Genomic DNA, 24264 nt, shown 5'->3' with positions numbered 1-24264 from the left:
GCCGGTGATGCGTAAATCACGTACATGTCGAAGCTTTCGCTCACCCTCGCCCGCGCGCTCGAAAAGGGCCGCGCCGTGCAACAGCCGGCGACCCGCGCGACCGTGTTGAGCGCATTGCTCCGCAAACGCGCCACCGCCCACGGCCATGGCGCGGCGGATCTGGAGGCGATGCTGCGCGATCAGATCCGCTGGTCGCTGCCGATCGAGCGCGGGGAATAAAGCGGACGGGCTGGTCAGCGCGCTTCGTTTCGATACCATCACGCGATGCCGATCCTGATCCGACGCGCCAATCCCGACGATGCCGCCGCGCTGACCGCGCTGATGCACGCATCGGCGGCCTATTCGGGCCACTACGCCAGCATCCTCGATGGCTATGCGCTCACCCCCGATCAGGTGGCGCGCGATGAAATCTTCCTGGTCGAATCCGATGCTGGCATCGCCGGCTTCTTCAGCCTGACGCTGGGCGGCGAACCCGAACTCGATCTGATGTTCGTTGCGGACGGCGCGCAGGGAAGCGGGCTTGGGGCGTTGCTGTTCGATCATATGAAGGCCGTGGCCCGGCGGATGGGCGTCGGGACCGTCAGGATCGTCTCTCACCCGCCCGCGCTTGGTTTCTATGAGCGGATGGGGGCGAAGCGCGCCGGCACCTTGCCGCCCACCGCAAAGGCGCCGTGGGAGCGGCCGATCCTTCATCTGTCGGTGTGAAGCGCGGGGGTGCAGCGCGCGTGACAGGCCGCGCGGCGCGGGATAAAGCGCGGCGGATGGCCTCCTCCCCCCGCGCCGCGCATCCGTCACCCATTGCCCGGATCGCGGCGCTGCCCGGCTGGGTGATCGTGATGATCGCCGCGATCCTCGCCCGCATCGCGGTGTTCGGCGATCCGGTGGTGCATGTCGATGAGGAATTCTATTACGTCACCGCGCATGAGATGTGGCGTGGCGCGCTGCCTTTCGTCGACATCTGGGACAGGAAACCGATCGGGCTGTTCCTGCTGTTCCTGCCCGCTGCATGGCTGCCGTTGCCATGGGGGACGTTCGCCTATCAGGTGCTGGCGACCGCAGCGCTGATCCTCACCGCGCTGATCGTCGCGCGGCTCGCGCGGCGCGCCGGATGGGGCGCGGGGGCGCTGTTCGCCGCGCTCGCTTATGTGTGGTGGCCCGATCTGCTCAACGGCGTCGGCGGGCAATCGCCGATCTTCTACAATCTCCCGATGGCGGCGGCGGGCGCGCTGATCGTGGCGGGCGAGGGCAGCCGCTCCCCGCGCGCGTTGGGCTGCGCGGCGATGGCGCTGGTGGGCATCGCGCTGCAGATCAAATATTCGGCGGTGTTCGAGGGCGTATTCTTCGGGCTGTGGCTAATGTGGCGCGAATGGCGGCGGCATGGCGCCGTGCCCGGCACATTGATCTATGGCGCGGTGCTGGCCGCGCTCGCGCTCGTGCCCACCGCGCTTGCCTGGGGCTATTACGCCGCGATCGGCCAGTCCGATGCCTTTCTGTTCGCCAACTTTCTTTCCATCCAGCATCGCAATGACAATCCCCTGCCCGAGATGCTCGGCAATATCGGGACGCTCGTGCTGATCCTTTCCCCGCTGGTGGCGATGGCGTTCGGCGCGCGCGGGCAGGCGGTGGGCGGCGATGCTGCCGCGCGGCGGTTCCTGTTCTGCTGGTTCGGCGCCGCGCTGGCGGGGCTGGCTGTGTTCGGCACATGGTTCGACCATTACGGCCTGCCTGTGCTTGTTCCCGGCTGCGCCTGTGCGGCGGGCTTCTTCGGTGCGCCCCGCTTCCGCGCGCGGGCGGCGCCGGTGATTCTGGCGATCGTGGCGCTCGGCGGGCTGATTACCGTGCTGGTGAACCGGCACAATCGCGGCGATGCGGCGCAGTTCGCCGCGCTGAACCGGGCGGTGGGGCACGGGCCGGGCTGCCTTTACGTCTATTCGGGCACGACGATGCTCTACGCGGAGACGGGGCGCTGCCGGCTGTCGCGTTACGTGGTGCCCGCGCACCTCAATCGCGCGCGGGAGAATGGCGCGACCGGCGTGGATCAGGCGAGCGAGGTGCGCCGTATCCTTGCGGCGCGTCCGGCGGTGGTGGTGATGCGCCCGCCATTTGGTGGTGAGCGCCCCGAAATCCGCGCGATCGTGTCCGCCGAGATGGCGCGCGATTATCGCCTCGCCCATGCGCTGCCGATGGGCACCGAGACGATTTCGATCTATGAACTGAAGCGATGAAGCGCCTTCTCGCCTCGATCCACGATGTCGGCCCGCGTTTCGAGCGCGAGGTGGATATGCTGCTGGAGCGGCTTTCGGGCCATCTCGGCGGCCCGCGCCTCGCGATGCTGGTGGTGCCCGATCATTGGGGCGAGGCGCCGCTGAAGAACGGAACGCCGTTCGCGACGCGGCTGCGCGGCTGGGCGGACGCGGGCGTCGAGATGTTCGTCCACGGCTGGTTTCACCGTGATACCACCGCGCATCACGGGCTGGCCGCGCTGAAGGCGAAGCATATGACCGCGAGCGAGGGCGAGTTCCTGGGGCTCGATCACGCCACCGCGCTCGATCGCATGACGCGCGGCAAGGCGCTGGTGGAAGGGATCATCGGGCGCCCGGCGGCGGGGTTCGTCGCGCCGGCATGGCTCTATTCCGATGGCGCGATGCGCGCGCTGGGCGAGGCGGGCTTCGCGCTGGCGGAAAACCACGGGCGGGTGTGGGCGCCCAACGCGGGCGACAAGGTTCTGGCGCGCGGCCCGGTAATCACCTGGGCGAGCCGGACGAACGGGCGTCAGCTAAGCTCGCTCGCGGCGTCCGCGGTGCTGCGGCATCTGCTCCAGCCAGCGAAGGTGGTGCGTGTCGCGGTGCATCCCGGCGACGCGCATGTGCCGCGCCTGCTCGACAGCATCGACCGCACGTTCCGCGCCTTCACGCGCGGGCGCACGCCTTCACGTTACGCTGATATCGCGCGCTGAACGCCGTCGCGGCGCTCGATCTGCGCGGCATAATAATCGACCAGCGCCTGCGCGTGCTGGCGATCGTCGACCACATGCCCGGCGGCGACGCCCGCGGCGCGGCGCAGCAATCGCCGGTCCCGCGCGGCGAGGCGGCGGATCGCGGCGGCGCAGGATTTCGCGTCTCCCGCGGTATAGGTTTCGGCGAATTCAGGCCGCGCGACTTCGCCCGCGCCGCCCTCATCCGGCACGATCAGCGGCGCGCCCGAGGCGAGCGCCTCCGATACGACCAGCCCGAACGTCTCGATCTCGCAACCGTGGATGCACGCATCGGCACTCGCCATGATGCTGGCGAGCCGCTCACGATCATAGACCGGCTTGAACAACCGGATGTGCGGGCTGGCGCCGGCGCGGCGCTCCAGCGCCGGGGTCTGGTTGCCGTGGCCGATCAGGATCAGCCCGACCGGGAGATGCGCGCCGGCGCGCTCCACCGCGTCGATAATCATGTCCCAGCGCTTTTCGCGGTGATGGCGCCCGATGCCGAACAGCAGCAGGCCGTCTTCCGGCAATTCGCATTGCGCGAGCAGCGCGCGACGTAGCTTCTCGTCGCGGAACGCCGGCGAGAAATGCTGGCGCTCGATGCCGAGCGGGAAGGCGGCGTCGATGCGCAAGCCGCGCGCGGTCAGCCGCTTCTGCAGCGCCGGCCCGTTGGTGACGACGCAATCATATTTTTCAAGGAAGCGCGCCATATAGCGCGTGTACCAGGCGAAGGCGCGTTCCACCCGCTCCGCGCTCGCCACCCCCTCGAACCAGCGCTGGGCGTAAGCGGCCATATTGTCATTGTGCATGAAATACGACTTGAGCGCGCGGCCGTGCCAATCGCCGACGAACCACGCCGGCTTCCACGGGCTGCAATTCTCCACCACGTCGGGATCGTAATGATCGAGCAGCCGGGTGATCGCGTCACGATCCCAGAACAGCCCGTAATTCTTGTCGAACGGCAGGCCCGGCGACTTCACATAATGGACCCGCCCGCCGCCGGGGCGATCCTCGATCCGCTCCTCCTTGCCGCACGCCAGCACGATCAGTTCGTGCCCCAGATCGGCCATGATGCCGATCTTGCGATCAATATAGGTGCGCACCCCGCCGCCGGTGGGCGAATACAGCTCGTTGACGTCGACGATGCGCATCTCAGCGCCCCACCGGGCCGAAGGCGGGGGGGAAGCCGTGGAGATATTGCGTCCGGATCTCGACGCTGGTGACGCCGTTGCCGACCGCGATCAGCGCATTGGCGAGCTTGGGCTGCGACCGGCCGAGCTTCTGATTGCCCGGCACGCCCGCGCCGTCGCTCCAGAAGTTGAACTTGTTCTTCCCGTCGCGATCATGGGTGAACAGGATCGCATAGGTGCCCGGACGCGGCACGCGCATACAGATCACCACCGGGCCGCTTTTCGGGGTGGGCACCCAGACGCGGTGGAATACCTTGCCCTCCGCCAGAAGATCGCGATCGTCGCGCAGGAAATCGTGCTGGTTGGCGGGAAACAGTTCCAGCTTCAGCGAGCCCGAACGATCCTTCATGCCGACGATTTCGGCGCGGATGCCGGGGCCGTTGACGCAGGCCTCCGTCTCACCGACCGGCTGCGCGGCGGCGGCAATCGGGGTGAGGGCGGAGGGGAGCATCGCCAATGTGGCGAGGGAAATCAGGCGGCGGCTTGCCATTCGCGGGCCTTTGCAATGGCGCTCCCGGCGCTGATGACAGCGATCAGGACGACATGGACGAGAAGGGTGAGGGCGGCGGTAAACGCGATCATCTCGGAAAGCGCGCGATCCTGCCCGACGATCAGGATCGCGAAATTGGCGAACAACAGATCCTTGTTGGGCAGGAACGGCAGCCGTGAGACGAGCAGCCGCCCGGCGGAAAGAAACAGCCACATGCCAACCGAAACGCCCGGCATCGCGAAATGCCAGCACAAGGCGAGCAGCACCGATGTGAGCGCGATCCGCGCGACATGGATATCGAAGATCACCCACAATTGCCGGCGCGGCAGCGAGAAGACGCGCTTCGAAAACGCCATGATCCCGCCTGAAATGGCGAGCGTGAGCGCGGCCGACCAGATCACCGTTTTCAGGATGTGCGGTGGAATCAGCTGATAGCCGAGCGGCAGCGCGATCATGCACAGCAGGATCGTCGCGCCGTTGCCCGCGATGCCCGACAGGATGCTGACATCCTTCACCGCGCCGAACGGAGCCGCGACCATATGCGATCGCGCGCGCGCCCAGGCATAGAAATATGCCTCGCCCGAATAGCCGAGCACCACATCGTTCGCGATCCGCTTCTGATTGAGCGCGACGAACCCGCCAAGCCACGGAATCCGCCACAGATAGCGGAAGATCAGCAGATCGCCGATCGGATAGGTGATATAAAGCAGCGCGAAGCAGACGTAGAACAACGGGTTGGCCGGCACGGTGCGGTGCAGCCCGGCCAGCCCGGCGCTAAGCAGTTCGTTGCCCAGGCCGACGATCATCGCCACCGTCACCAGCCCGCCGAGGATCATCGGCCAGCGCCGTTTGATCGTCTCCACCGGCTCAAGGCCAGCGAGTTCCACAACCGGGTCTGGCGCGAGCGTGGTGGCGGGCATTTCGGGTGGGGCTCCGGCGGGCAAAACGATCTTTCTCGGGTCGCCCGATTGTGGGCCGTTAACCCATTCGCGGCTAATTGTGGATTCTTGTGGGCGAATCTGGGCTGTTGCATGGCAGTGTTCAAGATGGATCGCGCGAAACACATCTTCACTTATGCCGAGTCGCTGGAAGGCGGCGGGGTGGAGCGGGCGCAACTGCGCCTGGCGCGCGGCTGGATCGAGGCCGGGCGCCGCGTGACGCTTGCGATCGGCTGCCCCGAAGGGCCGCTCGCCGCCGAGATACCGCCGGGGCTGGAGGTGATCCGCCTGGGCGGCCCGACTTATCGCTCGCTGTTCGCCGTTCCCCGTATCGTGCGGAAATTAAAGCCGGATATCATTTTCTGTCCGGGTTCTTATTATACCAGCATGGCGCTGTGGACGCGGCTGAGGCTCGCCGGTTCGTGCCCGCCGATCGTCAGCAAGGTATCGAATGCGATGCGGCGCGACGATCATCCGCCGCTGATCGCCGCCGGCCATTCGGCCTGGCTTCGCACCCATCCATGGTTCCTCGATCGCATCGTCGCGATGACCGACTCGAGTATGTGGGACGTGCTGGAGACGACGCGAATCGATGCGTCGCGCGTTGCGATCATCGCGAATCCGCCGGCCTTGCCGCTGCCCGGCTCGATAATCGCGGGATTGCCGCCTCGGTACATCCTGGGAGTGGGGCGGCTCGTCCGACAAAAAAGATGGGATCGGCTACTCGATGCGATGCCCCGGCTCGCCGAACGATTGCCGCTCGTCATCCTCGGCGAAGGCGAGGAACGCGCGGCGATCGCGGCGCGGGCGCAGGCGCTCGGCATCGACCTGCGCCTGCTTGGACATGCCCCCGATCCGCTGCTGGCGATGCGCGCCGCCAAGGTGCTGGCGCTTACCTCGGATTATGAGGGCGTGCCTGGCGTGCTGCGCGAGGCGCTGTCGGTCGGCACGCCGGTCGTCACCACCGATTCGTCACCGGCGGTGGCGGAGATCGTGACCTCACCGGAACTGGGCACGATCGTGCCGACGCACGATGCCGACGGGCTGGTCCACGCGCTCGATCGCTGGCTGAGGGCAGACGCGCGCCGCCCCGCGCCGGTGGCGCCGCCGGGGGCGGATTCGGCGCTGCGCTATCTCGATCTGTTCGACGCGCTCATGCCGGGCGCACCCGCTCCGGCACCGCGGCCTGGAATGCGGGCAGCGCCTGGCATGCCGCTTCCGCAGCCAGAAGCCGCGGCCACGGGTCCAGCGGCACCTTGAAACGCCGCGCATTCGCAAGTTGGGGCACGAGGCAGATATCGGAAACGTCAGGGGCCTCGCCGCCCAGGAACGGCCCTTCTCCGGCCATCAGCTCCAGCGCGTTCAGCCCCTCGACGATCCAGTGCCTGTACCAAGCATCCTTCGCCGCCTGATCCGCGCCGAATTGCGATTCTAGCCGCTTCAGCACGCGCAGATTGTCGATCGGGTGGATATCCGCGACGATCGCCAGCGCGCGGGCGAGTTGCGCGGCGCGGGTGAACGGATCGGGCGATATCAACGCGGGATCGGGGAATTGCGCATCGAGCCAGTCGATGATTGCAAGGCTCTGCGCGATCGGGCGGCCATCCACCACCAATGTCGGCACCAGCCCCTGCGGGTTGATCGCGCGATTCGCGGCGGTGCCCTGCGCGCCTTCCAGCAGGTTGACGGCCACGGTTTCGTAAACGACGCCCTTCAGGTTGAGCGCGATGCGCACGCGATATGCCGCCGAGGAGCGCCAGTAATCATGGAGAACGATCTTCATAATGCCTCCGTCGCAGCGGCGTCCTCGTCATCGACCTGTTCGGAGCGGCGCTCCATCGCGGTCTTGATTAGCGCGGTCATCGGATCGGCCAGCGCCAGCCCGAGGATGCCGAACAGGGCGCTGGCGAGAATCTGCGTGCCGAGCGTCAGCGCGGGCGGCAGATCCACCGCGCGCTTGGCGACCATCGGGATCACGACATAGCCATCGAACAATTGCACCGCGACATAGATGCCGATCGCCGCGAATCCGGTGTGAACCCCGGCGGAAAAGCCCACCGCGATGGTCAGCGCGCCGGCGATGAACGCGCCCACATTGGGGATGAAGGCGAGCAGCCCGGTGAGGATGCCGAGGATCAGCGCCATCGGCACGCCGGCCAGCGCCAGCGCCACACCGACCAGCACCCCCTCCGCCGCCATGCCGACCAGCCGCCCGGCGAGCAGCCGGCGCAGCGTCTTGCCCATGGCGCGGATGGTGAGCGCGAATTCGCGGCGATTATCCTCGGGCACCATCCATTGCAGCCCGCGATCATAGACATTGGGGTCGATGGCCACGAACAGGCCGATCACCATTATCATGAACATCGTGGTCAGCGCGCCGAACGCGGTGCCGACCCAAGAGGTGAGCCGGCCCACGGACGACAGCGCCTCGCGCGCAAGGCTGGTGAGATCGTTCGCGCCGGGGATCAGCCCTTGCTGGACGAGCCAGCCGGCGATCCGCGCGCCCTGCACCTCCACGGTGGAGCGTAGCTGATTGACCTGCTCGGTGATCTGCACCCCGGCGATGTAAAAAGTGGCGGCGAGGAACGCGACCGTCAGCAGGCAGACGATCAGCAGCCGCCAGCCGCGCCCGATCGGCAGCGCGCGGCCAAGCAGCCGGACGCCGCCATCGAGCAGCGCGGCGAAGACCAGCCCGGCGAAGATGATGAGCAGCGGCTGGATTAGCAGCACGACCATCGCGATCGCGGAGGCCATGCCGAGCCATACGGCGGCGCGGCGGATCTCGCGCCGCGTTTCGGGATTGCGAATCTCGTGCGGGCTGGCGCCGGTGACGACCTCCACCCGCTCGCCGCTCACCGTGCCTGCTCCGGCGCGACCTGCGCGGGGTGGAGCGACGTGCCCGCACGACCGGGGCGCAGCGAACTCCACCAGGTCAGCGGATTGAGTGTCGCATTGCCATCGACCGAGAAGGTGATGAACTCCGCGCGCCCGCCCAGATTTTCCCACGGCACCGGGCCGCCCAGCCCGCGATCCAGCCCGCCCAGCGGGAAGCGGCTGTCGGCCGAACGATCGCGATTGTCGCCCATCAGAAAGATATGGCCGGCGGGAATCCGGATCGGATTGCCGACGTGATAGAAATCGCCGGGGCTGTCCGGCTCCAGATCGACCGTGTCGTAACGGCGGCCATTGGGCAGCGTCTCGGTCACGATCGGCAGGCGACAGACGGTGGCGCCGCTGGGCAGCGTCACGCGGGCGCCCGGATATTGCGCCGGATCGCAGGTCGCGTTGGCGTCCACCGGCAGGTCGCGATAGTGCATCGGCCCGCGCGCGACGGGCTTTCCGTTCAGGATCACCACGCCGCCGCGCACCTCCAGCGTGTCGCCGGGAAGCCCGATCACGCGCTTGATATAGTCGCTCGACTGGCCCGGCGGCGTGACGATCACCACATCGCCGCGTTCGGGCATCTTGCCCCACAGCCGCCCCTTGATGAAGGGAAGCTGGACCGACCAGCTATCCTCGGGCTTGCGCAATACCACGCCCTCGAAGATCGCGATCGGATTGGGGATGGTCGGCGAGACGAACGACCAGCCATAGGCATATTTGGAAACGACCAGCCGATCGCCCACTTCCAGCCCCGGCAGCATCGATTCGCTGGGGATGTAAAATGGCTTGGCGATGAAGCTGTGAAAGCCCAGCACCGCGAGAATCAGCCAGAACATGCCGCGCAACTCGCCCCGCCAGTCGACGCCGCGACGTGGGGTGCCTTCCTGCGCGGCCGGCGGTTCGCTCGTCAATGCCAGCTCCTCGGCCATATTCTTACTCTTGCACGATTGCTTCGATAATCACGAACGCCTGTGCCCAGGGGTGATCGTCGGTAAGCGTCAGATGGATGCGCGCGACGTGGCCTTCGGGAATCATTGCGTCAAGCCTTGCCTTCGCCCCGCCTTCAAGGGCCAGCGTCGGCGCGCCCGAGGCTGCATTGACGACCCCGATGTCGCGCATGAACACGCCGCGCCTGAATCCGGTTCCCACCGCCTTGGAGAAAGCCTCCTTCGCGGCGAATCGCTTGGCGTAGGTGCCCGCGCGGGTGAACGGGCGCTTCGCGGCCTTGGCGCGCTCGATCTCGGTGAACACGCGTTGCTCGAATCGCTCGCCGAAGCGATCGAGCGATGCCTGGATGCGCTCGATATTGCACAGATCGGAGCCGAGGCCGACGATCATCGCGCCGCGTCCATCAACTCGCGCATTCGCTGCACCGACGCTTCCAGACCGACGAAGATCGCCTCGCCGATCAGGAAATGGCCGATGTTGAGTTCGCGGACCTGCGGGATCGCGGCCACGGGCACGACATTATCATAGGTGAGGCCGTGCCCGGCATGGACCTCGATGCCGTTCTTCGCCGCGAGCGCCGCCGCGTCGGCGAGCCGGCGCAGTTCGATCGCGCGCGCCTCGCCGGTCAGCTCGGCGTAGCGCCCGGTGTGCAGCTCCACCACCGGCGCGCCGAGCCGCAGCGCCGCCTCGATCTGGCGCGGGTCCGGCTCGATGAACAGGGAGACGCGGATGTTCGCGGCGCCGAGCGCGCTGACCATCGGCGCGAGGTGATTATGGTGCCTCGCTGCGTCGAGTCCGCCCTCGGTCGTCCGCTCTTCGCGCTTTTCGGGGACGATGCAGGCGGCGTGGGGGCGATGGCGGAGCGCGATCGCCAGCATCTCGTCGGTCGCCGCCATTTCGAGGTTGAGCGGGATGGACAGTTCGGCGGAGAGCCGCGCGATATCCGCGTCGGTGATGTGGCGGCGATCCTCGCGCAGATGCGCGGTGATGCCGTTCGCGCCCGCCGCCGCCGCCATCAGCGCGGCGCGCACCGGATCGGGCGTCGCGCCGCCGCGCGCGTTGCGCACGGTCGCGACATGGTCGATGTTTACGCCCAGGCGCAGCGCGTCGCTCACGCCGCCGCCCTGCTGCCCGGCTTGATCGCGGGAATCGCGGCCAGTTCGGGCGGCAAGGCGTCCGCCGCATAGGTCGGCACGTCGAGCCGGATCAGCGGAAAGAAGGGGACGCCGAGATCGGCCACGCCGTTCGAACGATCGACCAGCGCCGCGCCCGCGATCACCCTGCCGCCCGCCGCCTCGATCGCCTTTATCGCCTCGCGGCTGGAAAGCCCGGTGGTGACGACATCCTCCATCATCAGCACCTCTTGCCCCGGTGACAGGCGGAAGCCGCGCCGCAACTCGAACGTGCCTTCCGGGCGCTCGACGAACATCGCCTCCACGCCGAGCGCGCGCGCCATTTCATGGCCCGCGATCACCCCGCCCATCGCCGGCGAGACGACCGCGCTGATCCGCGCGCGGAACTCCGCGGGGATGCGCGCGGCGAGCGCCTCCGCCAGCCGCGCGCCGCGCCGCGGATCCATCAGCACGCGCGCGCATTGCAGATAACGTGAACTGCGCAGCCCCGATGAAAGGATGAAATGCCCTTCGAGCAGCGCGTGCGCCGCGCGAAACTCGGCCAGCACTTCGTCGTCGTTCATGGATATCCTTTCGCGTTTCGCTGCGCCTTGCAGATACGGTCGGCGAAGGGCGCGCGCAACGCCGTTGCCCAAAAATGCCCTTAGGCGCTTGAGGCATGGGGGGGGCTTGCGTATAGCGCAGGCCGAATGGACGGAATCTGCGCCGCGCAGGCGGGGGGCCGGGACAGGCAGGGGTGACAACAAGACGATGAGAATCGCGTTCAAAGGATTGGCTCTCGCGGCCAGCCTCGCGCTGGCGGGGCTAGCGCCCGCCGTCGCGCAGGCACCCGCGCAAAACGAGGCACCAGCCGCCACCGCGGCGGCGCCGACCACCGCAACACCAGCCGTCGCGACGACGCCGGCCTCGCCGGAACTGGCGATGGATGGCGCGCCGGCGATGACGGTCAAGCCGTTGATCGGCCAGCCGACCGACGGGCTGATGCACCTTCAGCCGCAGGTGACGAAGGTTGGCCAGCGCGCGCATGATTTTCACAATTACATCCTGATGCCGCTGATCTCCGCGATCTGCCTGCTGGTGCTCGCGCTGCTGATCTGGGTCGGCATCCGCTATCGCCGCGCGAAGAACCCGGTGCCGTCGAAGACCAGCCACAACACCACGATCGAAATCATCTGGACGCTGCTGCCGGTGCTGATCCTGGTGGCGGTCGCCGTGCCGTCGATCGGGCTGCTTTCCGCGCAGTACAAGCCGGCGCCCGCCAATGCGATCACGCTGAAGGCGATCGGCAACCAATGGTATTGGACCTATCAATATCCGGACAATGGCGGGATCGAGATCACCGCCAACATGCTGAAGGAAAAGGATCAGGTCGGCGCGGGCGAGCGTTATCGCACCGATGCGGACGGCCCGCGCCTGCTCGCCACCGATAATCGCATCGTGCTGCCGGTCGGCGTGCCGATCCGCCTCATCACCACCGCGAACGACGTGATCCATAGCTGGGCGGTGCCCGCTTTCTGGATCAAGCTCGATGCGGTGCCGGGTCGTTTGAACGAGACGAGCTTCACGATCGACAAGCCGGGGCTCTATTTCGGGCAATGTTCGGAATTGTGCGGCGCGCGCCACGCCTTCATGCCGATCGCGGTCGAGGCGGTGTCGCCCGCCGAGTTCGCCGCATGGGTGAAGGCCAAGGGCGGCTCGATGCCGGGCGCCGCGAAGCCGGCCGAGGCAGCGGCACCCGCCGCCGCGCCGGCCGATGCCGCCGTCGCGCCAGCCGCGAACGCCGCTGCCCCCACCACCACCGCCGAGGCAGCGACCGCGAACGCGACCGCCGCCGGCGCGACGGGACGCTGAAAACATGACCGATACCGCGATTCAACCTTCGGCGTTCGAGGCGCATCACGCGCACGATCACCATCATGATGCCGATCACAAGCCGGGCTTTTTCGCCCGCTGGTTCATGTCGACGAACCACAAGGACATCGGCACTCTCTATCTGATCTTCGCGATCTGCGCCGGCATCATCGGCGGCGCGATCTCCGGCCTGATGCGCGCGGAACTGATGCATCCGGGCATCCAGTATCTTCAGGGCTGGGCGAGCTTGCTGCATGGCGGCGAGGCGAGCCTCGACGAATCGCTCCACCTGTGGAACGTGATGGTCACCGCGCACGGCCTTATCATGGTGTTCTTCATGGTGATGCCGGCCATGGTCGGCGCGTTCGGCAACTGGTTCGTGCCGCTGATGATCGGCGCGCCGGACATGGCGTTCCCGCGCATGAACAACATCTCGTTCTGGCTGCTGATCCCGGCGTTCACGCTGCTGCTCGCCTCCCCGTTCTTCGGCGGCGCGGGCAATGGCTGGACGCTCTACGCGCCGCTTTCCACTTATGGGGAACCGGGGCCGTCGACCGACATGGCGATCCTCTCGCTCCATCTCGCGGGCGCGTCGTCGATCCTGGGCGCGATCAACTTCATCACCACCATCTTCAACATGCGCGCGCCGGGCATGACCCTGCACAAGATGCCGCTGTTCGTATGGTCGGTGCTGGTCACCGCGTTCCTGCTGCTGCTCGCGCTCCCGGTGCTCGCCGCCGCGATCACGATGCTGCTGACCGATCGTAACTTCGGCACCACCTTCTTCGATCCGGCCGGTGGCGGCGATCCGATCCTGTACCAGCATCTGTTCTGGTTCTTCGGACACCCCGAAGTGTATATCATGATCCTGCCGGGCTTCGGCATCGTCAGCCAGATCATCTCCACCTTCAGCCGCAAGCCGGTGTTCGGCTATCTCGGCATGGCCTATGCCATGGTCGCGATCGGCGTGGTCGGGTTCGTCGTGTGGGCGCACCACATGTTCACCACCGGCCTTTCCGTGAACACCAAGATGTATTTCACCGCCGCCACGATGGTGATCGCGGTGCCGACCGGCATCAAGATCTTCTCGTGGATCGCCACGATGTGGGGCGGCAGCCTCACTTTCCGCACCCCGATGGTGTGGGCGATCGGCTTCATCTTCATGTTCACCGTCGGCGGCGTGACCGGCGTGGTGCTCGCCAACGGCGGCGTCGACGATTACATGCAGGACACTTATTACGTGGTGGCGCACTTCCACTACGTGCTGAGCCTTGGCGCGGTGTTCTCGCTGTTCGCCGGCTTCTATTACTGGTTCCCGAAGATGTCGGGGAAGATGCTCAACGAGTTCCTCGGCCACCTGCATTTCTGGGTGTTCTTCGCGGGCGTGAACATCATGTTCTTCCCGATGCACTTCCTCGGGCTTCAGGGTATGCCGCGCCGCTATCCCGATTACCCGGATGGCTTCGCGCACTGGAACACGATCGCCACGGTCGGCTATATGATTATGGCCGCGGGCATGGCGATCTTCTTCGTCAACGTCATCATCTCGCTGATCGCGGGCCGGAAGGCGGGCGACAATCCGTGGGGCGAAGGCGCGACGACGCTGGAGTGGACGCTGTCTTCCCCGCCGCCGTATCACCAGTTCGAGACGCTGCCGATCATCGACGACGATCAGCATCATTGATCGCGCGCCCGATGGGCAAGGAAAGCGCCTCGCGGGAAACCGCGGGGCGTTTTGCTGTTGGAGGCGTGGGGCTTGGCAGCGCGCTGCGTTGTGGCAAGATCGGCGCCTTGCCGACTGAAGGGAGCGCGCCATGACCGATTTTCGCATGATCGACACGGGCGAGTTGCGGTTGCGCGTGGCCGTGGAGGGGCAGGGGCCATTGGTGCTGATGGTCCATGGCTTCCCGGAAAGCTGGTATTCGTGGCGGCATCAGATCGGGCCGGTGGCGCGCGCGGGGTTCACGGCGGCGGCGATTGACGTGCGCGGCTATGGCGGCTCGGACAGGCCGGATGCGGTCGAGGCCTATGCGATGGAGCATATGGTGGCGGATATCGTCGCGGTGGCGCGCGCGCTGCAGCCGGACGCGCCGGCGATCCTCGTCGGGCATGACTGGGGCGCGCCGATGGTGTGGAACAGCGCGCTCGCGCATCCCGATCGCTTCCGCGCGGTCACGGCGCTGTCGGTGCCCTATGCCGGCGTGCCGACCCGCCCGTTCACCGATGTGTTCCGCGCCGCCTTCACCGCGAAAGGGCGCTTCTTCTATCAGGAATGGTTTCAGGCGGAGGGGCCGCCGGAGGCCGAGGCGGAGCGCGACGTGCGCGATTTCCTGCGCAAATTCTATTACGCCATCTCCGGTGATGCGCCGCCCGGCACCTGGCCGGAGAAGGCCGCCGGGGCGACCCTGCTTGAGGGGATGGTCGATCCCGATCGCTTCCCGGCCTGGCTGACGCCCGATGATCTCGATTATTATGTCGCCGCGTTCGAGGCGTCGGGGTTTCGCGGGCCGATCAACCGCTATCGCAATCACGAGCGCGATTTCGCGTGGCTGCAGCGTTACCGGGACCGGCGGATCGAGCAGCCCGCGCTGTTCATCGGCGGCGGCAAGGATCCAGCGACGACGCTGTTCGGCGCGGTGGCCGATCCGGTCGCGCTGATGCGCCCGCTCGTCCCCCGGCTCGAAGGGCATGTGCTGGCGGGCTGCGGGCACTGGACCCAGCAGGAGCGACCCGAGGAGGTCAATCACCTGCTGCTCGACTGGCTGGCGCGTCTTTAGTGGCGCGCTGGGCGGGCAAAGCCGGAATTCGCCCCTGACAGGCGGCGGCGCGCGCGCTACGAGGCGCTCAATCGCCCGATCTGAGGAAGTGCACATGCCCGTTCGTGACTATTCCGCCTTCGCCTCACGGACGCTGGACGATGCGACCATTCCGGAACTGCCCAGCCATTATCGCGGCAAGGTCCGCGACAATTACGATCTGCCCGATGGCCGGCGCATCATCATCGCCTCCGACCGGCTGAGCGCGTTCGATCGGATTCTGTGCGTCGTGCCGTTCAAGGGGCAACTCCTGACACAGACGGCGCGCTTCTGGTTTGAGGAAACGGCGGATATCTGCGCCAATCATGTGCTGGATTATCCCGATCCCAATGTTCTGGTGTGCCGGCGGCTGGATATCCTGCCGGTCGAGATCGTGGTCCGCGCCTATCTGGCGGGGACGACGGACACCTCGATCCTGAAACGCTACAAGGCCGGGCAGCGCACGATGTATGGCATGACGCTGCCGGACGGTATGCGTGACCATCAGCGGCTGGCCGCGCCGGTCCTCACGCCGACGAGCAAGGAATTCGACGGCGGGCATGACGAGCCGCTCACCCCGGCGGAGATTCTCGAACGCGGCCTGCTCACCGCGGCGCAATGGGACGAACTGAGCGCAACCGCGCTCGCGCTGTTCGCGCGCGGCCAGAAGCTCGCCGAGGAGCGCGGCCTGATCCTTGCCGATACCAAATATGAATTCGGCGTCGATCGCGACGGCAGGATCGTGCTCGCGGATGAAATCCATACGCCGGACAGCAGCCGTTACTGGCGGCAGGCCAGCTATGAGGCGCGCTTCGAGGCGGGCGAGCGCCCCGACAGTTTCGACAAGGATTTCATCCGTTCCTGGGTGGCCGCGCGCTGCGATCCATATAAGGATGCGATTCCCGCGATCCCGCAAGACCTGATCCTCGGCACTACGGCGACCTATGTGGAGGCATTCGAGACGATCACCGGGCGCACGTTCGTGCCCGATCTCGACGGCGCGACCGTGCTCGAACGAATCCGCGCGCGATTGGCGCCGATGTTTCAGGCGGGGTGAGCCTGGGGCCGATCGACGGATCGGCGGCGCCTGCGCGTGATCGCTATCCGGTCGCGCCCTGCTTCAGCCCGTTGTCGCCCGGCATCGCGAGCGAATCGATCTGCTCGTCCAACGCGGCGAGGACGAGCGCCGCGTAATCGCCCTTGCCCGCCGTGCGCGCGATAACCGGCAGGCCGGAGAGAAACCCCGTCAGGCTCGATATCATCAGCACCGCGCGCACCTGGGCCTCGGTTTCGCAGAGCCGCCCGCCGGTGGTGCGCACGATCAGATCGGTGGCGAGTTCGATGCCCGGTCGCCACAATTCGGCGTAGAGGATTTCAAAGGCCGGGCCGGGGCTGGCGATTTCGCGCTGGACGAAAAGCGAATGATTGCGGGTGCTCCGCGCGGAAAGCAGGAAATCCGCCAGCGCGGCGAACACGCGCTTGAGTAGCGCGCGGGCGTCGCCGGGCGCCAGCGGCCCGTGCAGCGCCACGAAAGACGTTTCCGCCACCGCGCCCATCCCCTCGCGATAACGGGCGACGATTTCGTGGGCGCAGGCAAGATAAAGTCCGCGCTTGTTCCCGAAATAATAAGTGAGCGCGGGCAGGTTCACCCCGGCTTCGCGCGCGATCTGCCGCGTCGTCACCGTCGCGAAGCCGCTGCCGCCGAACGCGCCGAGCGCCACATCGAGGATGCGCGTGCGCGTCTCCTCGCCCTTGCGATAGCCGCTGACGGCGCCGCGGAGCGGGGCGACGGGGGGTGAGGCGCGGGGCATTCGTTCGTCCAGCTTGAAAATATATCAAGCGATATATATGATCGCGGACAACAGGTCGAGAGAGGATGATCCCGATGACGCGTGCGGCGCTCGACGAGCTTTGGCGCAAGGTGGAGGCGCAGCGCGATCGTGCGCCGGCCATCTATGGCAAGATCGACTTCCATGCCCTACCCGAGCGTTTCGCTGCGACGGCGGGTGACGTGACCGCGCTCTCGGGCAAATACGCGCCGGCACGCGAGGCGCTGCTGGCCGATGCCGAACGGGTGGAGTTCATCCGCGCCTATACGATGATGGGCGACGCGGTGGCGGATGCCTATGCCGGGTTGATGCGCGAATACGGCTTCCGCAAGTTGATCGACATGCTGACGCGCGCCTGCGATCATGGCGTGCACAGTGTGGAGGATGCGCCGCGCGAATTGATCGACTTCATCGCCGATATGGAGCGGATACCCGATTGGCTCGATATGGAGCTGGTTGAGGAAGGTGCGCGGAACGATCGCAATTCCGCCGCCAATTTCGGCCCGTTCATCATCCGCGGCGCCTTCATCGCCACCTTCATGAACAAATATGCCGCACTGCCGATGGCGATCACCAATACGCTGTCGAGCGAGACGGCGGCAAGGCGCGTCAAGGATACCGCGACCTTCTTCACCACCTCGCTGCTGCCGGGCGCGCTCGAACGCTATGGCCCCGGCTTCAAATCGGCGGCAATGGTGCGGCTGATGCATTCGATGGTGCGCGCGAACGTGCTGCGGCGACCGGGGGATTGGGATCTCGGCGTTTACGGCGTGCCCATCCCTCAGGTGGATCAGATGCCCGCCGGGCTGATCTCGGTATTCCTGCTATCGTACAAGATGATCGAGCAGGGGCGCGATCAGTTCACGCGCAAGGAGCGCGCGATGGTCGAACTGGCGCGTTATCGCTGTTTCCTGCTCGGGCTGCCTGAAGAATTGCTGGCGGATACGCCGCAGGGGATCGTCGATCTGATGAACGCGCGCAGCGGCACGCTGCGCAGCGGCTACGACGACAACACGTGCGGCGTATTGCTGCGCGCGACGATGGCGGCGGACCTGCGACCGGATGACTCGCTGCGCGCGCGGACCCATGAAGTGTTCGAACGCGCCTTCGCAAAATTGTTCTTCGTCAAAAGCTTCATGGGCGGCGACAAGGCGAAAGCGGCGTCGATCGGCGTGGACCTCACCGCCGGCGACGTGGCGCTGGCGGCGATCGCGGGCGTGTTCATTTATGCGCGGATGCGGCTTTATGCGCTGGCGGCGCATATCCCCGGCGTGCGCGAGATCGCGGACCGCCGGTTGGTCGGGAAGCTGAAGGCGCAACTCGCCAGCTACGGCCACGCCGAATTCACGACCAATTCGGCGCATTACCGGCCCGCGAACACGCCGGTGCCGGCGGAGTAAGGCGCCCCGCCGTCACGCCATCTGCATCAACGCTTCCATCGTCCGCACCGCATCGCTGTCGATCGGCTGAATCCCGAGATCGCGGCGGATCCGGCTGATCGGATCGGCGATGCGCTTGTGCCACGGCACCGCGATCAACTCCTGCGTGGCGCGCCCGTGGCGCCAGCCGTCGAAGGCCACGTTGAGCAGCAGTTCCGCCAGCGTCGGCGTGTGCACCACCGCCTTGGTGGCGACTGTGGCGAGGAAGCGTGCGGAATAATTCTGGCCGAATTGCGCGAGCTGGAAGCCGGAAATCGCAACCTCGCCCGCCCCGGTGAAGCCATATCCGGCGACGAGATGCCAGACATCGTGCAACTGGAGAATGCGGCGGTTGGTGCGGTTCTGCGCGGGATAATCGCCGGGCAGCACCACCGTATCGGCGTCTATCACCTCAAGATCATAGCCGTTTTCGGTGAGCATCGACAGCAGATCGCTGGCCAGGCTGTCACGCGCATGGCCTTCCAGATCGGTGGTCTTCAGCCGCACCTCGCTCTGGGCGATGAGATCGTGGACGCTGGCGAATTCGAGCAATGCCGCCTCGCACGCGTCGATGAGCCGCGTGTCATAATGATGCCCCAGCGCGACGACGGCGGTGGTCAGATCAAGCTCGCCTTCGTCACGCGATGGCGGCTTGGCCACGATCGTCCAGAACGCGTCCCACAAGGCCGGGGGGAGCGCCACCCGCGCCTTGCCTTGCGTCACCCATGGCAGCGCGGTGGCGATGCTCGCCGCGCGCTCCTCGTCATCGCTGCTGCCGGCCATCGCGGCGGCGATGGCGTCGAAAATCGGCACCTGCGCGATCGGATCGACAAAGGCGGCGATCGTCATCAGCGCGGCGATGCCGAGCGCGGGCTGCTCGCGAAGCGGGGGGCGGCGCTCCTCCACCCAGCGTTCGAATTCGTGCCGTATGGACAGGTCAGTCATCGCCATTCGCCTTCAAAATCTCTCGCTCGATGGTTACACTATGTTTATAGAATAATCAAGTTTCATAGCTAGTACTGGCGGCGCCATCGGCTATAAGCGGCGCATGGGCGAAACGAGCAAAGTCAGCTTCCCGCGCCGGACAGCGGCGAAAGCGCGCACGCGGCAACGTATCGAGGATGCCGCGCGGCATCTGTTCGTGACGCTCGGCTATGCCGATGCGACGATGGCGGCGATCGCGGATGCGGCGGATATCCACATCACAACGCTGTTCACCCATTTCGCGTCCAAGCGCGATCTGATCGCGGCAATCGCGGAACGTGCGCGGACGCGGTTCGAGAATGTGGTGGCGACCCAGCGCGAACAGGGCGTGCCGGTGCTGATCTTCTGGCGAAACCAGGTCACCCGGATCGCCCATGCTTATGAGCGTGACGGCGATGGGCAGATCAATCTGGCGCGCGCGCTGGCGGGTGAGCCCGAGTTGCTGCCGGTGTGGTTCGCGCACCAGCGGCTCCAGATCGACTTGATGACCGATTATATCGCGGACGAACTGGGGATAGATCCCGCCACCGATCACCGCGCGCAAATGGCCGCGGCGATGCTGGTCGCCGGCGGGCGGATGGCGTTCGATAGCTGGATCGAAAGCGGCCGGGTGCATGATCTCGTCGCCGAGAATGAGCGATTGCTCGACGCGGCGGAGGCGCTGCTGGCGAACGGGTTGCCGCTTTCGCGCGGGTGATCGGCACTCAGGCGGCGTTTTCCCCCAATCGCCGGATATTCTCGTCATGGTGCGAGCGGCTGATCGGATAGAAGGCCAGGCAGACGATCGCCATCGCGGTCGCCAGCGCGGTCAGCACGATATAGATCACCGCGAGCGACTGGAGCACATCGCCGCCGACATGGCCGGGCTGGGCGTGCTCGGGGAATTTCACGAAGGCGAGCACCAGCCCCGACAGCAGGATGCCCATTCCCGATATCGCCTTGTTGACCATCGTTGCGGCGGAGAACAGCAGCCCTTCGGAGCGTCGCCCGGTTTCGAGCTGAATCTGATCGGTCACGTCGGCCACCATCGACACAGCGAGGATCGCGCCCGCGATCGTCGACATGATGAAAAGCGCGAATTGCCCCATCAGCAGCCATAACAGCAGCGGATCGCCATTGGCCGGAAACAGGCCGAGCAGCCGCAGCACCAGCGGCGTCCCGCTCACCACCAGCGACAGCGCGAACATCAGCATCGCCGATTGTTTCTTTCCGTATCGCGCGGAGATCGGCAGGACGACGACGAAGGCGAGGAAGATGCCGACGGTGCTGGCGGAGGCGACGGTTGCGATCTGGCTTGCGCTCAACTCCCAGAAATAGGTGGAGAAATAGACCGCGAGCGCGGTGTAGAGCCCCGATGTCACCGCGAAGAACAGGCTGGCGAGCAGGATCGACACATAGGCCGGATGCGCCATGATGCCGATCATCTCGCGCAGCATTTGCCCGATCGACGCCCGCTCCGGCGGCGGCGGGGGCGGGCGCTTCAATATCTCTTTCTGCGTGCCGAGCGCCGATGCCAGCACCGATACCATCATGATTCCCGCCGAGGCCCAGGCATAAGTGATATAGCCGGCGGCGTTCAGATGGCCGACCGGCTGCGCGGCGGTAGGGCGCAGGAAATAGCCGAAGGTGATGACCGCCATGAGGATCGCGCCGCACACGCCGAAGAAATAGCGCATGGCGACCAGCTTGGTGCGCTCATCATAATCGCTGGTGAATTCCGCCAGCAGCGCGGTGGACGGTATCTCATACACGCTGATCGAGAAACGCACCGCGATCGCGCTCGCTACCAGCCAGATGAACTGCACGCCGTGCGAGGCCGAGGGCGGCATCCACAGCAGCAGATAGGCGATCGCGATCGGCACGGCGGCGGCATACATGAACGGGTGCCGCCGCCCCCAGCGCGAGCGGAAATTGTCCGACATCTGCCCAAGCAGCGGATCGAGCAGCGCATCGGCGATCATCGCGATCATGATCGCCGAGCCAACCCATGCCGCCGGCAGCCCGATCACCTGATTGTAGAACAGCATCAGCAACGCGCTGAAGCCGTGATCCTTGACCCCGAACGCGATCATGCCGGAGCCGTAGAGCAGCCGTGTCCTGAGCGGCAGCGCGTCGGGCGCGCGCAAGGTGGTACGCAACACGCCCCGCCCTATCGGAACCGGAATTCCAGTTGCACGCCATAGGTTCGCGGTGGCGTGAACGAATAGGTCTGCGCGACGGCCTTGGGAACCGCGTTCGACGATGCGAGCAGGCTGCCGGTCGCGCTGTCATAACCCACGGTATCGAACAGGTTCTTCACGAAGCCGATGATCCGATAGCTGTCGTTTCGCCCCGTCCAGATCGCGCGAAGGTCGACCTGATCGTAAGACGGCATCCGATTGTAATAACGGTTGAAGATGTTGCTATAGGCCGGCCCGCGCCAGACGTAATTGCCCGATAGCGTGAAGGTGCCGGGATCGAAATCCAAGCTGTACATCGCGTTGAGCGCCACCTTGTGACGCGGCGTATCGGACAATTGCGCGCCAGCGACGCTTTGCGGCTGCTGGCCCGCGACGATCGGCCCGGATGGCTGCGCGCCCGGCTGGAGCGCGAGCGGATCCTGCCCGTCGACGAAGCAGCATCCCCGGCTGATCCGCGTATGGCCATAACCATAATTGATCGACAGTTGCAGCGCGCGCACCGGCTGCCACACCATTTCCGCCTCCGCGCCATAGCTTTGCGAACTGGCGAGGTTGAAGAACTGGGTAAGCTGCGCGCCGCCCGGCTGGGTGACGGTGAGCGGCACCTGAAGCCCCTGATAATCGTAATAGAAGCCGGCCAGATTGATGCGCAGTTGCGCGCCAAGCGTCCGCTTGTAGCCCGCCTCGAACGCGTCGACATGCTCCGCCCCGGTCTGCGGCAGCGCGGAGACGCCGCCGGCATTGAACCCGCCGGATTTGTAGCCACGGCTATAGCGCACGAACGCCAGTTCGTCCCGCGTGGGCTGCCATTCGATCGCCGCGGTGCCGGTGACGGCGTCCCAGCTATTGGACAGGCCGCGCCGCGCGATGCCCGTCGCCGGGTCGATCGCGACGGGCGAGGATATGCCCGGCGCGGGCGCGTATGAAATCTGAACCGGCGTCAAATCCAGCGCGGGCGTCAACGAGCCCAGAAGATTGGGCGAAACGCTGGGATCACAGCCGAGGCAGACGATCCTGAACGCCTCCGCCCCGCTTTTCGTATCGTGCGTGTAACGCAGGCCGCCGGTGATGCGTAGCGTATCGGAGACCTGATAATCCACCTGGCCAAACGCCGCGATCGACTTGGTGGTCAGCGTCGATGCCGCATATACGAAGTCTCCGACCGGGTTCGCCGGCGCGGGCAGGCCGGTCAGCGCGATGGGCGCGCGCAATTGCGGTTGATTGGGCGCGTTGAAGTGCGATTCCTGCGCCAGCGTCTCCTGATAATAATAGACGCCGGCGACCCATTGGAACGGCCCCTTGGTGTTCGACGTGAGGTTGAGTTCGCCGCTGCCGAACGATTTCTTGTTGCGCAGATTGAGTTGCGACGCGGGATAGACGGTGAGCGGCGTGCATCCCGGCACGAACCCGCACACCGCGCCCGGCGACAGCGGGAAGGAATAGGAAACCACCCCGGTATCATCGAGCGCGTAGGAATTCTCGATGAGATAATGCTGATAGCCGCCCAGCAGGTGAACGTCGAAGGCGGGCAATGTCCATTTGATGTCGCCCGCGACGCCGAAATTGTCGCGCATCCGCTCACGCTGGGTGGTGGTGGTGCTGAAATTGCGGATATCGGTCGCGCCCGGCGGCTGCGGCACGGGATAGGCGGTTACCGCGCCCGGAATGAGGTAGCCGAACGCCGATCCCGGCGTGATCGCGCCGGTGGGATAGGGGGCGAAATCATATGGCCCGACGCGATTGTTGGAGCGCGGGTGCAGATCGGTGTTGCCGGAAAAGACCTTTACCCATGCCCCCGCATCGGGGCCGAGATCGGCCTCGAGTTGCAATTCGTAATAGCGGCGCTTGCCGCGCCCGCCTTCGCTGATCCCGCCAGCGAGATTTTTGTAATAGCCCTGATCCTGATTGTAGAGCCCGGCGGCGGCGCGCGCGCGCAGCCCCTTCACCAACTGCCCGGAAATCGACGCTTCGAGATTGTAAACGTCGTAATTGCCAAGCGTGCCGCGAAGATCGGCGTTCAGATCCTCGGTCGGGCGTTTGGAGATCGCGTTGATCGCGCCGCCGATCGAATTGCGCCCGTAAAGCGTGCCCTGCGGCCCGCGCAGCACCTCCACCCGCTGGATGAAGAAATCAGATGCGGAAATCGTGTTGGTCGCCGCATCATAGATGCCGTCGGTATAGGTGGAAACGCCGGGATCGCTGCCATTGGTGTTCGTCTGGCGCCCGATGCCGCGGATGAAGACGCGATCGTTGCTCGCCGAATAGCTCAGCCCCGGCGTGAAATTCGCGAAATCGCCGAGCGTGTTGATGCCCGCGAGTTGGCGCGCGTCGGACGTATATGCCGAAATCGCGAGCGGCGTATCCTGCAGGTTTACGCTGCGCTTCTCCGCAGTGACGATGACATCGGCCAGCCCCGTGCCGGGGTCCGCCTGATTTGCCGCTGGCGCGGCATCCTGCGTCTGCGCCGCAACCGGCACCGCCACGAACACGGCGCTCGCAAGCATCCAAGAAATGTGTCGCAAATCACGCTCCTCCCCCGCCAGCAATTCGCTGGTCGATTTTTTTGGCGCGATGGCCCCGCTGATACGGATCCCATAATTTGTCGCAGAAACGCCAACGCGGCGTTCCATGGGCAAGGATTACAGGTGTTT

At 66.0% G+C, this 24264-nt stretch carries 24 protein-coding genes; 11 read left to right on the top strand and 13 right to left on the bottom strand.

Going from position 1 to position 24264, the window contains the following annotated elements; translation table 11 throughout:
* Positions 1–24: 24 nt before the first annotated feature.
* Genes Q0316_RS05095 through Q0316_RS05080 form a run of 4 tightly spaced genes read left to right on the top strand, consistent with a single transcriptional unit; the run spans position 25 to position 2956 of the window.
* On the top strand, positions 25–219 hold the full coding sequence (locus tag Q0316_RS05095; RefSeq protein ID WP_298670452.1) for a hypothetical protein: 195 nt from the start codon (positions 25–27) through the stop codon (positions 217–219).
* Between the two features lie 45 nt (positions 220–264).
* Positions 265–705 carry a GNAT family N-acetyltransferase gene (locus tag Q0316_RS05090; RefSeq protein WP_298670451.1) on the top strand — a complete coding sequence of 147 codons (441 nt, stop codon included), beginning with the start codon at positions 265–267 and terminating at the stop codon, positions 703–705.
* A gap of 56 nt (positions 706–761) precedes the next feature.
* Positions 762–2225: a hypothetical protein gene (locus Q0316_RS05085; RefSeq protein ID WP_298670449.1), complete on the top strand. Its 1464-nt coding sequence runs from the start codon at positions 762–764 to the stop codon at positions 2223–2225.
* On the top strand, positions 2222–2956 hold the full coding sequence (locus tag Q0316_RS05080) for a polysaccharide deacetylase family protein (protein ID WP_298670447.1): 735 nt from the start codon (positions 2222–2224) through the stop codon (positions 2954–2956). Before Q0316_RS05085 ends, Q0316_RS05080 begins: the two co-directional genes overlap by 4 nt.
* Here the strand turns inward: Q0316_RS05080 and Q0316_RS05075 are convergent.
* Genes Q0316_RS05075 through Q0316_RS05065 form a run of 3 tightly spaced genes read right to left on the bottom strand, consistent with a single transcriptional unit; the run spans position 2935 to position 5574 of the window.
* The gene (locus tag Q0316_RS05075) at positions 2935–4125 is read right to left on the bottom strand and encodes a glycosyltransferase (protein WP_298670445.1); all 1191 of its coding nucleotides are present in this window, start codon (positions 4123–4125) and stop codon (positions 2935–2937) included. The two genes, Q0316_RS05080 and Q0316_RS05075, sit on opposite strands and share 22 nt — an antisense overlap.
* Before the next feature lies 1 nt (position 4126).
* Positions 4127–4654 carry a DUF2141 domain-containing protein gene (locus Q0316_RS05070; RefSeq protein ID WP_298670444.1) on the bottom strand — a complete coding sequence of 176 codons (528 nt, stop codon included), beginning with the start codon at positions 4652–4654 and terminating at the stop codon, positions 4127–4129.
* Complete coding sequence (locus Q0316_RS05065; RefSeq protein ID WP_298670442.1) at positions 4636–5574, bottom strand: hypothetical protein; 939 nt, start codon at positions 5572–5574, stop codon at positions 4636–4638. Before Q0316_RS05065 ends, Q0316_RS05070 begins: the two co-directional genes overlap by 19 nt.
* 111 nt (positions 5575–5685) lie before the next feature.
* Here Q0316_RS05065 and Q0316_RS05060 point away from each other — a divergent pair, with 111 nt between their 5' ends.
* Positions 5686–6852, top strand: coding sequence for a glycosyltransferase (locus tag Q0316_RS05060; RefSeq protein ID WP_298670440.1), 1167 nt, complete (start codon positions 5686–5688; stop codon positions 6850–6852).
* Here the strand turns inward: Q0316_RS05060 and maiA are convergent.
* Genes maiA through pyrE form a run of 6 tightly spaced genes read right to left on the bottom strand, consistent with a single transcriptional unit; the run spans position 6746 to position 11119 of the window.
* Positions 6746–7375 (bottom strand): maleylacetoacetate isomerase, encoded by a 630-nt coding sequence (gene maiA, locus Q0316_RS05055; protein WP_298670438.1) that lies wholly within the window; start codon positions 7373–7375, stop codon positions 6746–6748. The genes Q0316_RS05060 and maiA overlap by 107 nt on opposite strands.
* Entirely contained in the window at positions 7372–8448 is a 1077-nt protein-coding gene (locus Q0316_RS05050; RefSeq protein WP_298670436.1) for an AI-2E family transporter, read from the bottom strand. Before Q0316_RS05050 ends, maiA begins: the two co-directional genes overlap by 4 nt.
* Positions 8445–9404 carry a signal peptidase I gene (lepB, locus tag Q0316_RS05045; RefSeq protein WP_298670434.1) on the bottom strand — a complete coding sequence of 320 codons (960 nt, stop codon included), beginning with the start codon at positions 9402–9404 and terminating at the stop codon, positions 8445–8447. The genes Q0316_RS05050 and lepB overlap by 4 nt, the downstream gene beginning before the upstream one ends.
* A 4-nt stretch (positions 9405–9408) precedes the next feature.
* Positions 9409–9813, bottom strand: a complete 405-nt coding sequence (acpS, locus tag Q0316_RS05040; protein ID WP_298670432.1) for a holo-ACP synthase — start codon at positions 9811–9813, stop codon at positions 9409–9411.
* Positions 9810–10538: a pyridoxine 5'-phosphate synthase gene (locus Q0316_RS05035; RefSeq protein WP_298670430.1), complete on the bottom strand. Its 729-nt coding sequence runs from the start codon at positions 10536–10538 to the stop codon at positions 9810–9812. Before Q0316_RS05035 ends, acpS begins: the two co-directional genes overlap by 4 nt.
* On the bottom strand, positions 10535–11119 hold the full coding sequence (gene pyrE, locus Q0316_RS05030) for an orotate phosphoribosyltransferase (protein ID WP_298670428.1): 585 nt from the start codon (positions 11117–11119) through the stop codon (positions 10535–10537). The genes Q0316_RS05035 and pyrE overlap by 4 nt, the downstream gene beginning before the upstream one ends.
* A gap of 187 nt (positions 11120–11306) precedes the next feature.
* Here pyrE and coxB point away from each other — a divergent pair, with 187 nt between their 5' ends.
* The 4 genes from coxB to Q0316_RS05010 all read left to right on the top strand — a co-directional run bounded on the left by coxB (position 11307) and on the right by Q0316_RS05010 (position 16259).
* The gene (coxB, locus tag Q0316_RS05025) at positions 11307–12407 is read left to right on the top strand and encodes a cytochrome c oxidase subunit II (RefSeq protein WP_298670425.1); all 1101 of its coding nucleotides are present in this window, start codon (positions 11307–11309) and stop codon (positions 12405–12407) included.
* A gap of 4 nt (positions 12408–12411) precedes the next feature.
* On the top strand, positions 12412–14091 hold the full coding sequence (gene ctaD / locus Q0316_RS05020; RefSeq protein ID WP_298670423.1) for a cytochrome c oxidase subunit I: 1680 nt from the start codon (positions 12412–12414) through the stop codon (positions 14089–14091).
* Between the two features lie 130 nt (positions 14092–14221).
* A complete protein-coding gene (locus tag Q0316_RS05015; protein WP_298670421.1) occupies positions 14222–15184 on the top strand; it encodes an alpha/beta fold hydrolase in 963 nt (320 codons plus the stop codon).
* Positions 15185–15278: 94 nt separating this feature from the next.
* Positions 15279–16259: a phosphoribosylaminoimidazolesuccinocarboxamide synthase gene (locus tag Q0316_RS05010; RefSeq protein ID WP_298670418.1), complete on the top strand. Its 981-nt coding sequence runs from the start codon at positions 15279–15281 to the stop codon at positions 16257–16259.
* A 43-nt stretch (positions 16260–16302) separates the two neighbouring features.
* Here the strand turns inward: Q0316_RS05010 and Q0316_RS05005 are convergent, their stop codons facing one another.
* Complete coding sequence (locus tag Q0316_RS05005; RefSeq protein ID WP_298670416.1) at positions 16303–17013, bottom strand: CerR family C-terminal domain-containing protein; 711 nt, start codon at positions 17011–17013, stop codon at positions 16303–16305.
* A gap of 74 nt (positions 17014–17087) precedes the next feature.
* Between Q0316_RS05005 and Q0316_RS05000 the strand changes: the two genes are divergently transcribed.
* A complete protein-coding gene (locus tag Q0316_RS05000) occupies positions 17088–18431 on the top strand; it encodes an oxygenase MpaB family protein (protein ID WP_298670414.1) in 1344 nt (447 codons plus the stop codon).
* Between the two features lie 12 nt (positions 18432–18443).
* Here the strand turns inward: Q0316_RS05000 and Q0316_RS04995 are convergent, their stop codons facing one another.
* Entirely contained in the window at positions 18444–19394 is a 951-nt protein-coding gene (locus tag Q0316_RS04995; RefSeq protein WP_298670412.1) for a Coq4 family protein, read from the bottom strand.
* A 103-nt stretch (positions 19395–19497) separates the two neighbouring features.
* Between Q0316_RS04995 and Q0316_RS04990 the strand changes: the two genes are divergently transcribed.
* On the top strand, positions 19498–20130 hold the full coding sequence (locus Q0316_RS04990) for a TetR/AcrR family transcriptional regulator (RefSeq protein WP_298670410.1): 633 nt from the start codon (positions 19498–19500) through the stop codon (positions 20128–20130).
* Between the two features lie 7 nt (positions 20131–20137).
* Here Q0316_RS04990 and Q0316_RS04985 read toward each other — a convergent pair whose 3' ends face one another.
* Together Q0316_RS04985 and Q0316_RS04980 are read right to left on the bottom strand one after the other, a co-directional pair.
* A complete protein-coding gene (locus tag Q0316_RS04985; RefSeq protein ID WP_298670408.1) occupies positions 20138–21571 on the bottom strand; it encodes an MFS transporter in 1434 nt (477 codons plus the stop codon).
* A gap of 11 nt (positions 21572–21582) precedes the next feature.
* Positions 21583–24135, bottom strand: coding sequence for a TonB-dependent receptor (locus Q0316_RS04980; RefSeq protein WP_298670406.1), 2553 nt, complete (start codon positions 24133–24135; stop codon positions 21583–21585).
* Between the last annotated feature and the right edge of the window lie 129 nt (positions 24136–24264).

The organism is uncultured Sphingomonas sp., assembly GCF_937871615.1.
Lineage (GTDB): Bacteria > Pseudomonadota > Alphaproteobacteria > Sphingomonadales > Sphingomonadaceae > Sphingomonas.
Note: the sequence above shows the minus strand (reverse complement) of the source record. Positions and strands in the feature narration are given on the sequence as shown.

Coding starts and splice junctions, on each gene's coding strand:
- coxB (WP_298670425.1), top strand. CDS start 11,307: ATGAGAATCGCGTTCAAAGGATTGGCTCTCGCGGCCAGCCTCGCGCTG.
- ctaD (WP_298670423.1), top strand. CDS start 12,412: ATGACCGATACCGCGATTCAACCTTCGGCGTTCGAGGCGCATCACGCG.
- lepB (WP_298670434.1), bottom strand. CDS start 9,404: ATGGCCGAGGAGCTGGCATTGACGAGCGAACCGCCGGCCGCGCAGGAA.
- acpS (WP_298670432.1), bottom strand. CDS start 9,813: ATGATCGTCGGCCTCGGCTCCGATCTGTGCAATATCGAGCGCATCCAG.
- Q0316_RS05060 (WP_298670440.1), top strand. CDS start 5,686: ATGGCAGTGTTCAAGATGGATCGCGCGAAACACATCTTCACTTATGCC.
- Q0316_RS05075 (WP_298670445.1), bottom strand. CDS start 4,125: ATGCGCATCGTCGACGTCAACGAGCTGTATTCGCCCACCGGCGGCGGG.
- Q0316_RS05090 (WP_298670451.1), top strand. CDS start 265: ATGCCGATCCTGATCCGACGCGCCAATCCCGACGATGCCGCCGCGCTG.
- pyrE (WP_298670428.1), bottom strand. CDS start 11,119: ATGAACGACGACGAAGTGCTGGCCGAGTTTCGCGCGGCGCACGCGCTG.
- Q0316_RS04990 (WP_298670410.1), top strand. CDS start 19,498: ATGGGCGAAACGAGCAAAGTCAGCTTCCCGCGCCGGACAGCGGCGAAA.
- maiA (WP_298670438.1), bottom strand. CDS start 7,375: ATGAAGATCGTTCTCCATGATTACTGGCGCTCCTCGGCGGCATATCGC.
- Q0316_RS05065 (WP_298670442.1), bottom strand. CDS start 5,574: ATGCCCGCCACCACGCTCGCGCCAGACCCGGTTGTGGAACTCGCTGGC.
- Q0316_RS05085 (WP_298670449.1), top strand. CDS start 762: ATGGCCTCCTCCCCCCGCGCCGCGCATCCGTCACCCATTGCCCGGATC.
- Q0316_RS05010 (WP_298670418.1), top strand. CDS start 15,279: ATGCCCGTTCGTGACTATTCCGCCTTCGCCTCACGGACGCTGGACGAT.
- Q0316_RS05095 (WP_298670452.1), top strand. CDS start 25: ATGTCGAAGCTTTCGCTCACCCTCGCCCGCGCGCTCGAAAAGGGCCGC.
- Q0316_RS05000 (WP_298670414.1), top strand. CDS start 17,088: ATGACGCGTGCGGCGCTCGACGAGCTTTGGCGCAAGGTGGAGGCGCAG.
- Q0316_RS05015 (WP_298670421.1), top strand. CDS start 14,222: ATGACCGATTTTCGCATGATCGACACGGGCGAGTTGCGGTTGCGCGTG.
- Q0316_RS04995 (WP_298670412.1), bottom strand. CDS start 19,394: ATGACTGACCTGTCCATACGGCACGAATTCGAACGCTGGGTGGAGGAG.
- Q0316_RS05070 (WP_298670444.1), bottom strand. CDS start 4,654: ATGGCAAGCCGCCGCCTGATTTCCCTCGCCACATTGGCGATGCTCCCC.
- Q0316_RS05005 (WP_298670416.1), bottom strand. CDS start 17,013: ATGCCCCGCGCCTCACCCCCCGTCGCCCCGCTCCGCGGCGCCGTCAGC.
- Q0316_RS05080 (WP_298670447.1), top strand. CDS start 2,222: ATGAAGCGCCTTCTCGCCTCGATCCACGATGTCGGCCCGCGTTTCGAG.